The organism is Actinokineospora auranticolor, from assembly GCF_002934265.1.
GTDB lineage: Bacteria > Actinomycetota > Actinomycetes > Mycobacteriales > Pseudonocardiaceae > Actinokineospora > Actinokineospora auranticolor.
In genome coordinates this window covers 60201-75474 of record NZ_PTIX01000014.1, presented here as the reverse complement: position 1 = coordinate 75474, position 15274 = coordinate 60201, and the positions used below count along the sequence as shown (strand labels likewise).

Sequence of the window (15274 nt, the reverse complement as noted above, 5' to 3'; positions counted from 1 at the left end):
GCGACGTTATCCACGATCGGGTGTATTCCCTGAACAGGCCTGGTCCGAGCCGACAACCTGGATTTGTGCCCCGGAAATCCCCAACGGCACTCATCCGAAATCCGGACTCGCCCCATCGAATGCCAGGAGAACCACGATGTCGTCCCCGTTGTCCCCGTCGTTGCCCTTGTCGACCTTGTCACCCGTCCCGGTGCCGGGCGGCACTCGCGTACCGCCCGGCACCGGCGGTCACGCCAGGATGAAGTTCGCGGCCAGCTCGCCGATCAGCACCGCCGGGGCGTTGGTGTTGCCCGTCGGCACGGTGGGCATGATCGACGCGTCGGCGATCCGAAGACCGGTCAGCCCGTGGGCGAGCAGATCGGGCCCGACGACCGACTCGGCGTCCGTGCCCATCTTGCAGGTGCCGACCTGGTGGTGGTAGGTGATCGCGTTGCGCCGCACGTAGTCCTCGACGTCGGCACCGGGCTCCGGGTAGATCTCCCGGGCGCCCCACTCCTCGGCCAGCGCGGGCGCGGCGCCGAGGCGCCTGCACTGCTCCACCGACGCGACGAGGCTGGCGAAGTCGTCGGGGTGCTCCAGGGCGGCCAGGTCGATCAGCGGCTCGTCGCGCGGGTCGGCGCTGGTGACCCGCAGGCTGCCGCGGCTGCGCGGGGTCACGATGCCCGCCATGAGCGAGAAGCCGGTGGCCGGCCCGGACATCCCCGGCTGGTACATCGGCACGCTGAAGTGGATGGGCTGGGTGTCGGGCACGTCCAGGTCGGGGCGGCTGCGCCAGAACAGGTGCGTCTGGGTCACCGAGCGCCCGGCGCTCGGCGGCTCCACCTCCCGGCGGTCGGTGGCGTAGATGACCGGCGCCAGCAGGTGGTCGTGGAGGTTGCGGCCGACACCCGGGACGTCGGCGACGACCTCGATGCCCGCCGCGCGCAGCTCGTCGGCTGGGCCGATGCCGCTGCGCAGCAGGATGGCGGGTGAGGCCAGCGCACCCGCGGCGAGCACGACCTGGTCGGCGCGCAGTTCCTGGAGCTCACCGTCGATCTCGACGAGCACACCGACCGCGCGGGTGCCGTCGAGGAGCAGGCGGTGCACCAGGGCTCCGGTGTGGACGGTGAAGTTGTCGGCCCCCAGGATCGGCCTGCCGTAGGCGATCCAGGTGTTGACCCGCTGCCCGTCGCGGGCGGTGATCTGCTCGATCGAGATGCCGTCGAGGGACCCGGCGTTGTAGTCGGGGTTGAACTCGATGCCGATCTGCTCGGCCGCGTCCAGCATGGACTGCTGGATGGGGTGCAGGGGTTCGTTGGCGACAACCGGAAGGAGATCCTTCTCGATGCGTTCGTAGACCGGCAGCACGTCCTGCCAGGCCCACCCGGGCTGCCCCCACCCGTCATAGTCCTGCGCCGCCCCACGCACCCAGATCATCGCGTTGAGCGAGTGCGACCCGCCAAGCACCTTGCCACGCGGCAGGTGCAACCGCCGGTTCCCGGCGTGCGGCTGGGGGACGGTGTAGTGGTCCCAGTCCTCGGGGCCGTGCCACAGCTCCCCCGCGCGCGAGGGGTCGTGGATGGCCGGGTTGGTGTCGGGACCGCCCGCCTCCAGCAAGGTGACCCGCGCCCCCGCGTCCACCAGCCGACGCGCCACGACCGAGCCAGCCGAGCCCGCTCCGACCACGATGACGTCCATACGCCCTGCCTTCCCGTGTGCTTGGCCACAGCTTGACCCCACCACGGCCCATCGGCCTCCCCCACCGGCCGATTCCTTCACTGACCGACAACGACAGTGCCGCGCCGGTCAACCAACGGCACCCCAGCCCAGCACATCTCACCGAATCGAGGTCACCCCGGAACCCCACCACCCACCGAATCCGGCTCGCCCGGCTCAGCCCCCACCACGACCTCGTTACGCCATCCGCCAAATCCTCCACCGACTACGCACATTGCCCTTCACCACCCGTGCCCGGCCGACCCCACCGTCAGCCGCCCCGCCACCACACGACTCACACGTACTTGCCCCGCCAACGCACACCCACCAAGCCCGACCCACCCGCCCCAGCCCCACCACGACCTCGCTACGCCATCCCGCGCTCGTTCCCCCAGCCACTCAACCGAGGCATCCCCAACACCGACGAACGACCAGCACCCCAATCCCGCCCGCCCCTGCGCCCAGCCCGCTCACCCCACCCCGCGACACCTGCCCGAACCATCACCAGGCACCGCCCGCCAAGCCCAACACCCGACTACGCACGTCGCCCTTCACCAACCGTGCCCAACCGACCCCACCATCAGCCGCCCACCCACCACACGACTCACGCCTACTTGCCCCGCCAAGGCACACCCACCAAACCCGGCCCAGCCCCCACCACGACCTCGCTACGCCGTCGCGCCCTCGGTCCCCAGCCACTCAACAGAGGTATCTCCCAACACCGTTGAACGACCAATACCCAACCCCACCCGCCCCTGCGCCCAGCCCGCTCACCCCACCCCGCGACACCCGCCCGGACCACAACCAGGCACCGCCCGCCAAGCCCATCACCCGACTACGCACGTCGCCCTTCACCAACCGTGCCCGGCCGACCCCACCGACAGCCGCCCCACCCCAGCCCGTGTCCCGCCACACAACTCAGGCGTACTGACCCGCCAAAGCACAGCCACCAACCCGGCTCACCCCCACCGCCCACCGAATCCATCCCACCCGACCCAGCCCTCACCGCCACCTCGTTGCGCAGTCCCGCCTTCATGCCCACCCAGTCACTCAACCGAGGTATCCCAATGCCGACGAACGGCCAACGCCCAATCCCGCCAGGCACCACCCTCCAGGCCTTCACCCGACTGTGCACATCGCCCTTCACCAACCGTGCCCGGCCGACCTCACCGTCGACCGCCCAACCACCACACAACTCACGCGTACCTACCCCGCCAAAGCACAGCCACCAAACCCGGCCCACCCGACCCAGCCCCACCACAACCTCGCTACGCCGCCCCGCGCTCGTTTCCCCAGCTACTCAAAAGAGACATCCCCCCACACCGACGAACGACCAACGCCCCAACCCCACCCGCCCCTGCGACCAGCCCGCTCACCCCACCCCGCGACACCCATCCGAACCACCGCCAGACACCGCCCGCCAAACCCTTCACCCGACTACGCACGTCACTCTTCACCACCCGTGCCCGGCCAACTCCACTGTCGGGCCGCTCAACCCCAGCCAGTGCTTCTCGCCACACAACTCACGCTTACCAACCCCGCCAAAGCACACCCACCAAACCCGGCGCCTCACAGCTCCACGAACGCCAAGGACGAGGCGACCGTCAGAGTGGCTTGCCGCGCCAGATGGGCATGGCCGCCTTCGAGATCGCCAACCCGGCGACCGGCGACGCGCGCAACCACATGCCCGGGGCGGCCCCGGAACTCGCCACTCACGGGATCGAGGTCAGGCGGAGATGTCTTGCCCACGTCTCGCACCGGGGCACGAGCCCCAGCGGCTCAACGGCCAGCCCGCGATCGCCGCCGCGCACAGCCCCGCCCACGCCACGCCTGGCTGCGCTGAGACCTCGATGACGGCGAGTGGTTCGCCGACGTCCCGTCCTGCTGGACTCCGACCACGAGCACCTCGAAGTCGACTCCCCGGCCGCCGAAGTCCTACTTGGACCAAGCCATCACGATCGTGCGTTCGACGTCGAGGTAGCCGGCTCTGGTGAAGGCGGCGGCCATCGGGGTGTTGTCGAGGTCCGTGGCGGCTCGGATGCGCGGAACCCCCTGTGCCGCAAGGATCCGCGTCGCCTCCGCCAGGAGGTCGTTGATGTACCCGTTCCCCCGGTGCTCAGGAAGCACAGCCGGATACCCGATCACCGCGTTGTAATCATTGCGCCCCGGCGTGATGAACCCGACCGGCTCACCACCGGGCAACGTCGCCACCCGCCACCACGAGCGTGGGCTGTGGAAGCGGGCCAGTTCGTCGTCGAAGTGGCGGGTCGCCGCCGCGCGGGGCGGTAGGCGGGTCAGGTCGTCGAGGCTGTGGGCGTCCAGGGTGCCGTCCAGGGCCCTGGTCATCAGGTCCAGGATCTCCCCCGTGTCCCGCACCGACCGGAACACCAGGCGACCGCTGGACGGGGGCACCGGGGTACCGGGACGCCACTCGAACCGCACACGTTCCGCCAGCAACCAGGCCCCGGTCCGCTCCAGCGCCGCCACGCACCGGGTCGTCGCGGGGTCCGTTCGCCATTCGGCCGTGACGGTGCGGAGGTAGTGCGGCCGGGCCGGGGCCGCCGACGCCATGGCCGTGCGCAGCAGGTGCTCGCCGACCACCACGTCCTCGGTGTCGAAGATGTCCAGCAGGAACGGCGCGTCCTCCCCCGCGCGCCCCCACCAGCCGACCCTGGCCACCAGCCGGTCGTCCCGGAGGGCGACCCACAGCCGTTCCGGTCGGCGGCGGCCAGCCGCCAGGTCGTCCGCGACCTCGTCGTTGAGGACGTACGGCGGTCGGCAGAAGAGGGGGACCTCCTCGGGGCCGGTGATCGGGTGCACCGTCAGGAGACCTCCCCGGTCACGTAGAGCCACCGGCCGGACTCGCGGACGAACCGGCTCACCTCGTGGAGGGTGCCGGGGCGGCCCTCGTGGGTGTAGTGAGCGGTGAACTCCACCGTGCCCTTGGTGTGCAGGAAGCCGCCACCGGTGGTCGTGACGATCGTCAGGGACGTCCACCGCTGCGCCGGGTCCAGGGTGAGCGTCTCGGGGCGGGTGGTCGGGTGCCAGGTGCGCAGCAGGTAGTCGACATCGCCGAGGGCGAAGGCCGCGTACCGGGAGCGCATCAGGGCCTCCGCGGTGGGGGCCGGGGTGCCCGCGTGGGCGGGGCCGCAGCAGGCGTCGTAGGGGGTGGTTGTTCCGCACGGGCACTGGTTGGACACGGTGGGCATTTTCCACGATCGGCGGCCGGTGCCCAACTTGTCCACTATGGACGTGCGGCAATACCTCCACGGGATGATCTCAGGTGTAGCCCACGGTGTGAGTCGGTGGGCGGTCCTCCTTCGCGACAGTGGTGGCGCGCCCCGACGACCGGGGCGAGAAGGGGATGACATGGTGAGAAGAACCGTGGCCGCTGTCGCGGTGGCCGCGTTGGCGGCGGGGACCGTGCCCGGGGTCGCCGCCGCGGGGGACCGCCTGCCGAGGCTCGACTGGCGCCCCTGTCCGACCGACCGGGAACTGCTGTGCGCGGCCGTGCCGGTGCCGCTGGACCACGCCGACCCGCGCGGTCCGAAGATCACCCTGCGGGCGACCAAGCGCCCGGCGGACGACCCCCGGCACAAGATCGGCACGTTGTTCGTCGACAACGGCGGCCCCGGCGGGTCGGCCGCCGACTTCACGCTGGACGTCGCGAGCGCCTTCGGCGCCCGGGTGCGGGCCCGCTACGACATCGTCGGGGTGGACCCGAGGGGCATCGCGGGCGAGAAGAACTGCGTCACCGAGGGCTGCGGCAGCGCGCCGGTCAGGTGCGCGGCCCAGCCCGGCGACCCGGCCCCGCCCGCGACGCCCGAGGAGGCGTTCCCGGTCGGCGCCGAGCAGACCCGGGCCCGCCTGGCCTACGACGACCACGTCCGCGCGCTGTGCGCCGAGCGCGGCGACCCGATCCTCGCGCACATGTCCACCGCGGACACCGTGCGCGACCTGGAGCTGATGCGCCGCGCGGTCGGCGACGACAAGCTGAACTTCTACGGCGTGTCGTACGGCTCCTACATGGGCGCGACCTACGCGGCCATGTACCCGGACCGGGTCCGGTCGATCATCGTCGACGGCGTGCTCGACCCGGTGGCCTGGTCCACCGGCGAGGGCGCGGAGCGGGGGTACCTGTTCACCGGCCGGATCGGCTCGGGCGACGGCACCCGGGAGGCGATCACCAGCGCGCTGGCCGAGTGCGACCGCGCGGGCAAGGCCAAGTGCCCGGCGGCCGGGTCGGTCCGCGCCAAGTACGACGCGGTCATGGCGCGGCTCAAGCGGGGTCCGTTGGAGCTGCCGGCGGAGACGGTCACGTACCAGTCCGCGGTGCAGCTGCTGGCGGACCTGTCCAAGACGCGGGAGGCGTACCCGCGGATCATGGAGCTGGTGGACTACGTCTACCGGGCCATGCGCGCGGTGGAGAAGGGGACCCCGGTCCCGCCGCCACCGCCGTGGACGCAGGAGCAGCCGCCGTCCCCGACGGGCAGCGGCCCCACCACCGACCCGATCACCAACCTGCCCTACCTGGGTGTGGCGTGCTCGGACAGCGCGAACCCGCGCGACCGGGGCGCGGTCCAGCGCACCGCCGCGTGGGCCGAGCGCACCGCGCCCGGCTACGGCGCGCTCTGGACGTGGGACGGCTCCGCCTGCCGGGACTGGCCGATCACCAACCAGGCGGCCTTCCGCGGTCCCTGGCAGGTCTGGACCGCCGCGCCGATCCTCGTCGTGGGCAACACCCACGACCCGGCGACCCCGATCAGCGGGGCGAAGGCGCTCAACCGCCTGATGCCCAACTCGCGACTGCTGACCGTGGACACCTACGGTCACGGCGCCCTCGGCGAGCCGTGCGCCCTCCAGGCGTATGACCGCTACCTGATCGACCGCGCCCTCCCCACGGCCACCTGCAAGACCGGCCCGCTGTTCGGCTGACCCCGAACCCGGGGAGCCCCGGCCGCCCACCGGCGGCCGGGGCTTCCTCGATCCGTCGACGCGGAAGTCCCACTACGCTCACGCGCGTCCGATTTGGACTGGTATGGTCGACTTGGCACGGGCCCGGTTGTTGATGGCGGTCAACATCTTGCGGTACTTGACCTCAGCCGCCGTCGTCGTCTCGTCCACCACTACGATGCCAAAGCGGCCTATTTCCAGAGCACCGAGCATGTAGGCGACCGCGCCGGTGCGCGTTCCGGTGCGGTAGTGGAGTCCGTTGTCCACCAACGTGTCAATGACATCCGTCGGCGACAACACCTGGTACTCCGTGCGATACACCCGATCCGACGCGAAGTAGCACCGCTCGGCGCCTGCGGTGTCGTAGTACGCGGCGGTGGCTGGGTCGTACTCGCCCTCCACCAGCCCGTGCAACAGGAAATACGGTGCCGTACCCCCTCCCATCCGCAGGTTGATCTCCAACGCGTAGTGGCGCCACTGGTTCCCCGTGCGCGCGGACACGAAGTCCACGCTCGCGATGCCGACCACCCCTCGCGCCGCCAAGGCGTGGGCCACGCGTAGTGCCATGGTTTGGATCGGTAGGCGGTAGGCGGGATTGGACGGGAAGACGCAGCCCACGAAGATCTGCTTCGGGTCTCCTTCAAGCAGTTGGTCGTGCGTGGACACCACCCGGGCCGTGCCGTCCGGGGAGAGCATGACCTGGGCGGACGGGGACGTGATCTCGTCGGCTTGCACGAACCGCTCCACCACGCCGCCCATGGTGTCCAGCTTGGCGCTGTAGTTCTCCCAGGTGTCCGGTGGCGCCACGTACACCGCCCGCACCGGCAACTCCCGCCGCACCCAGTCCGCCAGCCCGGTAGGGGGCGCGCCCGCGTAGGAGAACAGCACGTTGCCGCCCGCGCCGAAACTCTCGTTGAGCTTGACGATCGCACCGCCGAGCGTGCTGTCGCGGGCGCGCAGCTCGGCCAGCGCCGCGACCACGTCGGCGGTGTCGCGCAAGCCGTCGAAGCCCTCCACCACCGGGACACCCGCCTCGGCGAACAGCCGCCGCGCGCCGGTTTTGCTGCCCAGGAACGAGTGGTCCGGATCGGGCGCGTACAGCGGTATGCCGATTGTCTCCGCCAGCGTGCGTTCCAGCGGAGATCCGTTGTACGCCACCAGGACCGCATCGCGGGGATCAGGGATGGCCGCGCGGACCCGGTCGAGCAGGTCCGGGCGGCGCAGCAGCTTCGCGGTGAGCGGGACGGGTTCGCGGCTGGCGCAGTCGAGCATCGTCAGGCGCCTGCGGGCGTGGCCGCGGGGCAGCGCGGGCACCAGGTCCAGCGCGTAGTCGACCACCTCGGGGGCGAAACCCGCGCTGGTCACGTAGGTTACCTCGGTGCCCGGGTCGCGCAGGCTCTGGAGCAGGAACAGCATCCGCTCCTCGTAGTGGTTCGCGCCGGGCAGCTTGGCCAATCCGGCGCTGTCGAGGGTCAGACTGGGCACCACGACCACGCTGCGTGGCGATCCGGCCCGTCGGAACGGATCCGGCACACCCCGGTGCCCCGGTCGGGTGGTCTGCGGGTCCCGTACTTGGTCCAGCATGGGTCCACGGCTCCTTTCGCACAGGCGATCCGCGAGCGCTCCCAAGACGTAGTGCGATCAGCGGTTGACGGAGAGCGACCCCCATTGCACCATGGCAGGACGCCGCCCGACCCCGTTCCGGCGGCCGCGGATCCAGCCGAACCCCGCTCCCCGCAAGGATTCCGCCGTGCCGGTCCCACGGTGGTCGAACCATGTCCCGGGGGCGGCGCGACGAACCGGAGGAGGCCCGTGCCGAGTCGAGACGCGCCGCCGCGGGTCGACCGCCCGGGAGCGGTCGCGTGAGCGAGGACCGGCGCCGCCCCGACGTGACCACAGTGGACACCCCGGCCGCGCTGCTCCGCGCGGTCCTGGCCCACCAGGCGGTGGCGACCGCGGTCGTCCGCGACCGCACGGCCTACGTGGTGCCCGACGAGTTCACCGCCCCGCTGCTGCACCACGCGGTCACCACCGACCTGCCCGACGGCCTGGCCTGGCACGAGCCGTCGACGGACCTGCTGGTGGCGGGCACCGACCGCGCCCGGACCAACGCGGCCTACCGGGAAGTGTGGGCGGACAACGCGTACCTGCGCCACGGCGTGGCGTTGCCGGACGACGCGGTGGTGGTGGACGTCGGCGCGGGCACGGGCCTGTTCACCCTCTTGGCCGCCGCGCACAGCCCCGGCGCCCACATCACCGCGGTGGAACCGGCACCGGCCGCAGTGCGGGCGATCGAGGTGAACGCCGAGCTGCACTCGGTGGATGTCACCGTGGTCGCCGCCGCCGTGGGCCGCGCCGGCGGGCCCGCGGTGCCGACGATCCCCGAGCTGGTCGCGGGCCGCCGGGTCGACCTGCTCAAGGTGGACGGCGCCGGGTGGGAGGTGTTCGGCGGCGTGGACGAGACCACCTGGTCGCTCATCGACCAGGTCGCGGTCGCCGTCGACGACGCGCGCGGCCAGCCCGCCGCCGCGCTGGAGCTGTTGCGGGGACGGGGTTTCACGGCGACCAGCGAGCGCGGCCCGGTGACCGGTTCCCGGCACGTCGTCTACGCGTGCAGACGCCCGCGCGCGCAGGCCCCGCGCGTACCGCCGCCGCTCTGGCCGACGGCGGGCTGCCTGGCCGAGGCGTTCGGGCTGCGGCGGGTCGAGCTGGTGCGCGACCTGGCGGACCTCCCGCCGGTCGGCCTGTGCGTGGTGACGGACGCGTCGGTGGTGCTCGCCGAGGTGTGGGCCGACCTCTTCGGCACCACCGCCGTCCGCCCCGACGCCGACTTCTTCGCGCTGGGCGGCGACTCGATGACCGCCGCCCGGCTGGCCACGCGGGTCCGCGCGCGGCTGGGCGTGGACGCGTTGGAGACCCGGACCGTGCTCACCACCCCGCGCTTCAGCGACCTGGCCGCCGCGGTCGAGGCCCGCGCCAAGTCCTGACCGCTCACCGGGAATCGATGGCAAGCAGTCGCTTTCCCTTGACCTGCGACGCCGACCACCCTCCTTGTGGTCGCTTGTCGGCGTGGACGCACCGCCGGTAACGGCGACCGGGGGTAGGCCGACTAGGGAATTGGACCGGGGGCCACCGGGTGGCGGAGCGTGGCGGATGTTTGAACGGCAAGAACGGGTGACGCGCCCGCACGACGGTCACCTCGGGGTCAAGCAGATCCACTTCGACTTCGGCGGCGGGGGACCCGTGCCGCGGGTGGGCACCCCGGACCTGCCGCCGCGGGAGGCGGCGCGGTGGGAGGCGAAGCTGCGCCGGTTCACCCGGCTGACCCCCATCCACCGGGGCGACTCCCGGCCGTGGGTGCCGGACCGGGCGTTCTCCTACGTCAAGTTCCACGACAACACCGCCGCGCTGCTGGCCCGGTTCCGGTCGTCCGAGTCGGGGCTCGACGCCGCGCACGCCGTGCTGGGCGACCCGGTGGACCTGGATCCGTTCGCCATGTACGTCGCGCACTGGAGCGGGTGGCCCGCCGACTCCGACCCGGACCCGGACGGCTTCCCGCCGGTGCGCGCGGACTCCTGGCGGCGCCTGCGCGAGGACTGGCGCGCGCGGGCCAGGGAGGAGGCGGAAGCCCGGTGGTCGACCACGGCGCGGAACCTGGTCGAGGCCGTGCTCACCCACCAGGCGTCGAGCTACACGCTCGTCCTCGACGACGACCCGCTCCCCGTGCTCACGGTGGTGCGGGAGGTGCTCGACCCGGTTCTCTCCACAATGGACCACAGGTTCGGGTGGACCTACTCGACCTACGACCACTCCGACACGATCCCGGGCGCGGACGCCGCGGGCAGCGGGTCGCCCAGGTTCTGGTGCCTGCGGCAGCCGCCGGACGCGGGCGTGACCACGCGCGTCCGGGTCACCGACCAGCCCCCGACGGGCGGCGACGCGGTCGCGTCGTTGGCGAGTTCGCTGGTGGCGGAGTACTTCCGCGCCCCGGATGACTACGCGCGGGCGACGAACGAGCGGCTCGTGGGCCTCAACACCCGTGACGAACGCGTCCTCGCGCTGCTCGACGGAGGCCGCAGGCGAGCGAGTACTCCGCCCCCGAGCGGACAACAGCGGCGGCAGCGCGCGAAACCGCCCGCGGTCGACACCCGCACGGGCCCTCGGGTGGCACGGTCCACCGAACCGGCGCGGACCGATCGAGACGACCCGCAGGACCGGGATTTGGCAGGCGCGGTTCTGTTGCTGCGCAAGAAGGTCGAACTGCTCGTGCGGCTCGTCGTCGCCTCGACGGCGCTGAGCCTGCTGACTGTCGTGCTGACCTTCCTGCTCCGGCCCGGCACGCCGCAGGTGACGCCGCCGCAGCCGGTCGTGGTGACCGAGACGATCACGGTTCCGCTGCGCCCGCCCGCGACCGACCAAGGCACCACCGAGGCGGTCCCGGCCACACGGTGATGGGGAGCGTTCCCGGCGACGAACACGAAACGGCTCGTCCACGGGTAAATCTCGACAGCCTTGACACCGCTGTGTAACCCACGACACACTTTTTCGGTACGTTGCGCCGAGAGCGTTCCCGGAATCCGCCGTCGAACCGAGGGGTTGTCGTGCGTCTTCTGTCCAGGAAAACCCTGTTCCACAAGGTTTTCTCGAAGGCTTTTCCCGTGGTGTCCGCGCTGGCGCTGCTGGCCGCGAGCGCGGCCTGCGGCACCGGCGAGGCCGCGGGCCGGGTCGAGCTGTCGATCTCGACCTTCACCGAGTTCGGCTACGAGGACCTGTTGGCGGAGTACGAGTCCACGCACCCGGGGGTGCGCGTCCGGCACGAGCGCACCGGGCAGGGCGGGCCGTACCACCAGCGGCTGTTCACCCGGCTGGGGGCCGGTTCCGGCGCGGCGGACGTGGTGGCCGTCGAGGAGGGCTACCTGGCCGACGCGCTGGCCCGGTCCGACCTGTTCCAGGACCTCGCCGAGATCGGTCCACCGGACGTGCGGCCGGACCGGTGGCTGGACTGGAAGTACGCGGCGGGGCGGGACAAGGCGGGCCGGGTGGTCGGCTACGGCACGGACGTCGGCCCGCTGGCGATGTGCTACCGGCGGGACCTGTTCGAGGCGGCCGGGCTGCCCGGCGACCCGGAGCGCGTCGCGCCGCTGTTCGCCACCTGGGAGTCGTACTTCGCCACCGGCGACGCGTTCGTGGCGCGCGCGGGCCGCGCGTGGTTCGACTCGGACTCGCAGATCTTCAACGCCATGCACAACCAGCTGCCCAGCGGCTACCTCACCACCGGCGACGCGCTGGCCATCGAGTCGGACCCAGCGATCCGGCGCAACTGGGACCTGGTGACGGCGGCGGGCGGGCGCGGCCAGTCGGCCCGGCTCACGGCGTTCTCGGCGGACTGGAACGCGGGTTTCGCCGCGGGCGCGTTCGCCACCAAGACGTGCCCGTCGTGGATGCTGGGCGTCATCAAGGCCCAGGCGGGCCCGGCCAACGCGGGCCGGTGGGCGGTGGCCGACGCGTTCCCCGGCGGCGGGGGCAACTGGGGCGGCTCGTACCTGGCCGTGCCGAAGCAGAGCGCCCACCCCCGGGAGGCCGCCGCGCTGGCCGCCTGGCTGACCGCGCCGGAGCAGCAGATCCGCGCGTTCGCCAAGACCGGCAACTTCCCCAGCCAGCGCGCGGCCCTCACGGCGCCGGAACTGCTGGGCACCACCGACCCCTACTTCGGCGGCGCGCACACCGGTGCCCTCTTCGCGGGCCGGGCGCAGAAGGTGGGCGAGCCGCAGTACAAGGGGCCGGGTGACGGCCGGATCCAGGAGAACGTCATCGCGCCCGCGCTGCGCGCGGTGGAGGAGGGCGCGAGCCCGGACGAGGGGTGGCGGCAGGCGGTGGAGGGCGCGAAGAAGATCACCCGATGAACACGCGCACCACCGCGCGCCCCTCCTGCCCGGACACGGTTCCACTTCCCGGACCACTGGCGGTGCCGGCCGGCCGTCGCCCTGTCAAGTCCACAGTGGAGCCATACCTCCTGATCGCCCCCTTCTTCCTGGTCTTCGCGTTGGTGGGCGTGTTCCCGTTGCTCTACAGCGGTTTCGTGTCCCTCTACGACTGGGACCTGCTCGACGGCCCCACGCGGTTCGTGGGGTTGGGGAACTACGCGGCCCTGCTCTCGGACGCGCAGTTCGGCCGGGCGTTGGCGAACACCCTGAGCATCCTGGCCATGACCACGGTCCCGCAGGTGGTGATCGCGGTGTTGCTGGCCGCGCTGCTCGACACCCGCCTCCGCGCCCCCACGGCCTGGCGGGTCGGCGTGCTCCTGCCGTGCGCCATGGGGGTCGCGGCGGTCGGGGTGGTGTTCGCCAACCTGTTCGGTCCGACGTTCGGCTTCGTCAACGCCGTCCTGCAACACCTGGGCCTGACCCCCGTCGACTGGCAGTCGAACCGCTTCGCGTCGCACCTGGCCATCGCCACCATGGTCAACTGGCGCTGGACCGGCTACAACGCGCTGATAGTCCTCGCGGCGCTCCAGGCCATCCCCCGCGAACTCCACGAAGCGGCCACCGTCGACGGCGCGGGCCCGGTACGACGGTTCACCGCGATCACCCTCCCCCTGCTCCGCCCGACCCTGGTCTTCGTCGTGGTCACCTCCACCATCGGCGGCCTGCAACTGTTCACCGAGCCCAAACTCCTCGACCCCCTCCCCGGCACCAACGGCGGCGCGACGCACCAGTTCCAGACCGCGAACCTGTACCTCTACCAGTCGGCCTTCGACAACCAGTCCCTCGGCTACGCCTCCGCCATCGCGTGCACCCTCACCCTGCTCGTCGCCCTGGTCGCCGTCGCCAACCACGTCCTCACCCGCCACCTCGCGGGCCCGACCCGATGACCGGGCAGGCACCCGCCCCACCCCACCCCCCAAGGACTCGCCGCCACCCGGCGCGGCGGCGGGCGCGGTTCTGGGTGTACGGGTTGCTCGTGGCGTTCGTCGCCGGTTCGGTGTTCCCGTTCTACTGGTCGTTCCTCATAGCCGGCCACGAGACGTCCGCTGATCCGGTGCCCCCGCTCCTGCCCGGCGGCCACTTCCTCGCCAACGCCGCGCGGGTGTTCGACACCGTGCCGTTCTGGCGGGCGTTGGGGAACAGCGTCGTCGTCGCGGGCACGGTCACCGTGTCGACGGTGGTGTTCTCGACGATGGCCGGGTTCGCGTTCGCGCTGCTGCGCTTCCCCGGCCGCGACCGGCTCTTCTCCTGCGTCGTCGCCACCTTGGCCGTGCCGACCCAGTTGGGGGTCATCCCGCTGTACCTGACCATGGCCGAGCTCGGGTGGGCGGGCGACCTGCGGGCGGTCATCGTGCCCAACCTGGTCACCGCGCTCGGTGTCTTCTGGATGCGGCAGTACACCCTCTCGGCCGTCCCCCGCGACCTCGTCGAGGCGGCCCGGCTCGACGGGTGTTCCACCGGGCGGGTGCTGTGGCACGTCTGCGTCCCGTCGGTGCTGCCCGCGGCGGCGTTCCTGGCCATGTTCACGTTCATGACGAGCTGGAACGACTTCCTCTGGCCCCTGGTGGCCCTCGACCCGGACAATCCGACCGTCCCGCTGGCCCTGGAGCGGTTGCAGGCCGGCCACTACGTCGATTATCCGCTGGTTCTGGCCGGAACCACTTTGGCTTCCATTCCCGTCCTGGTGGTATTCACCCTCCTGGGTCGCCGGATCGTCGCCGGGGTGATGGCCGCACAGGGATAAACCGTGGGAGCCGCCCGTGAACCTCGAAGAGGTAGCCAGACACGCGGGCGTCTCCCGCTCCACCGTCTCGCGCGTCCTCAACAACGGCCCGGGGGTCAGCGAGGAGACGCGGGCGGCCGTGCGCGCGGTGGCCGACGCGCTCGGCTACGTCCCCAACGCGTCGGCCCGGTCCCTGGCCAGCCGCGCGCACCGGCCGGAGACGGTCGCCATCGCCATCACCGGGGACCACCCGCACCTGACCGCGATCCTCCGCGGCGCGGCGGCGGGCCTGCGCGACCTCCGGATCGTCGTCCTCATCGACCCGGAAGACCTCGACCGCACCGCCGACGCCGCGATCGTCCTAGGATCCCACCCGCACCCCACCACGATCCCGAGCGTCCACATCGGACGCCCGCTCACCGACCCCACCGTCCCGTACGTCGCCCCCGACAACCTCACCGGCGGCCTCCTGGCCGGACGCCACCTCATCGCCCGCGGCACCACCAACGTCGCGGCACTGCTGACCTCCCCGGACACCAGCCCCACCGTCGACCGCCTCACCGGCCTCCGCCGCGCACTCGACGAGATCGGCCGCACCCCCGTGGCACAAATCCCCTGCACGCCCGAAACCGTCGACGCGGAACTCGCCACCCTGACCGGCTTCGACGCCGTCTTCTGCACCACGGACACCCTCGCCGTCCCGGCCCTGCGCCACACGAGGACCCTCATCACCTTCGACGACACGGGCCTCGCCACCGCGACCACCCCCCGCCTGACCACGATCCAGCACCGGCCCGAAGACCTCGGCGCCACCGCGGCCTGGCACCTCAAGGCCCAACTCGCGGGCGAACCCCACCTCCCCCTGGCGATCACCCTGCCGATGGAGGTGGTGGCACGCGACACCTAGGGAGGGTGGGCG

At 71.9% G+C, this 15274-nt stretch carries 11 protein-coding genes; 7 read left to right on the top strand and 4 right to left on the bottom strand.

The genetic code is table 11. The annotated features are described in order from the left end of the window. Window positions 1–228 precede the first annotated feature (228 nt). From CLV40_RS23555 to CLV40_RS23545, 3 genes are all read right to left on the bottom strand, one after another. A complete protein-coding gene (locus CLV40_RS23555) occupies window positions 229–1677 on the bottom strand; it encodes a GMC family oxidoreductase (RefSeq protein WP_104481162.1) in 1449 nt (482 codons plus the stop codon). 1953 nt (window positions 1678–3630) lie between these two features. After that, window positions 3631–4515 carry a GNAT family N-acetyltransferase gene (locus CLV40_RS23550; RefSeq protein ID WP_104481161.1) on the bottom strand — a complete coding sequence of 295 codons (885 nt, stop codon included), beginning with the start codon at window positions 4513–4515 and terminating at the stop codon, window positions 3631–3633. 2 nt (window positions 4516–4517) lie between these two features. Then, window positions 4518–4904, bottom strand: a complete 387-nt coding sequence (locus CLV40_RS23545) for a YchJ family protein (protein ID WP_104481160.1) — start codon at window positions 4902–4904, stop codon at window positions 4518–4520. Between the two features lie 160 nt (window positions 4905–5064). Between CLV40_RS23545 and CLV40_RS23540 the strand changes: the two genes are divergently transcribed. After that, window positions 5065–6630, top strand: a complete 1566-nt coding sequence (locus tag CLV40_RS23540; RefSeq protein ID WP_104481159.1) for an alpha/beta hydrolase — start codon at window positions 5065–5067, stop codon at window positions 6628–6630. 78 nt (window positions 6631–6708) lie between these two features. Here the strand turns inward: CLV40_RS23540 and CLV40_RS23535 are convergent, their stop codons facing one another. Beyond that, window positions 6709–8133: a peptide ligase PGM1-related protein gene (locus tag CLV40_RS23535; RefSeq protein ID WP_245931512.1), complete on the bottom strand. Its 1425-nt coding sequence runs from the start codon at window positions 8131–8133 to the stop codon at window positions 6709–6711. Window positions 8134–8510: 377 nt separating this feature from the next. Here CLV40_RS23535 and CLV40_RS23530 point away from each other — a divergent pair, with 377 nt between their 5' ends. The 6 genes from CLV40_RS23530 (at window position 8511) to CLV40_RS23505 (ending at window position 15262) form a co-directional block, all read left to right on the top strand. Next, complete coding sequence (locus CLV40_RS23530; protein WP_181043684.1) at window positions 8511–9635, top strand: FkbM family methyltransferase; 1125 nt, start codon at window positions 8511–8513, stop codon at window positions 9633–9635. A gap of 166 nt (window positions 9636–9801) precedes the next feature. Continuing rightward, window positions 9802–11100, top strand: coding sequence for a hypothetical protein (locus CLV40_RS23525; RefSeq protein ID WP_146108201.1), 1299 nt, complete (start codon window positions 9802–9804; stop codon window positions 11098–11100). Window positions 11101–11306: 206 nt separating this feature from the next. Continuing rightward, on the top strand, window positions 11307–12551 hold the full coding sequence (locus CLV40_RS23520; protein WP_104481155.1) for an ABC transporter substrate-binding protein: 1245 nt from the start codon (window positions 11307–11309) through the stop codon (window positions 12549–12551). 95 nt (window positions 12552–12646) lie between these two features. Then, on the top strand, window positions 12647–13519 hold the full coding sequence (locus CLV40_RS23515; protein WP_374065100.1) for a carbohydrate ABC transporter permease: 873 nt from the start codon (window positions 12647–12649) through the stop codon (window positions 13517–13519). Next, window positions 13516–14376 carry a carbohydrate ABC transporter permease gene (locus CLV40_RS23510; protein ID WP_104481153.1) on the top strand — a complete coding sequence of 287 codons (861 nt, stop codon included), beginning with the start codon at window positions 13516–13518 and terminating at the stop codon, window positions 14374–14376. Before CLV40_RS23515 ends, CLV40_RS23510 begins: the two co-directional genes overlap by 4 nt. 16 nt (window positions 14377–14392) lie before the next feature. After that, window positions 14393–15262, top strand: coding sequence for a LacI family DNA-binding transcriptional regulator (locus CLV40_RS23505; protein WP_104481152.1), 870 nt, complete (start codon window positions 14393–14395; stop codon window positions 15260–15262). Window positions 15263–15274: the final 12 nt, after the last annotated feature.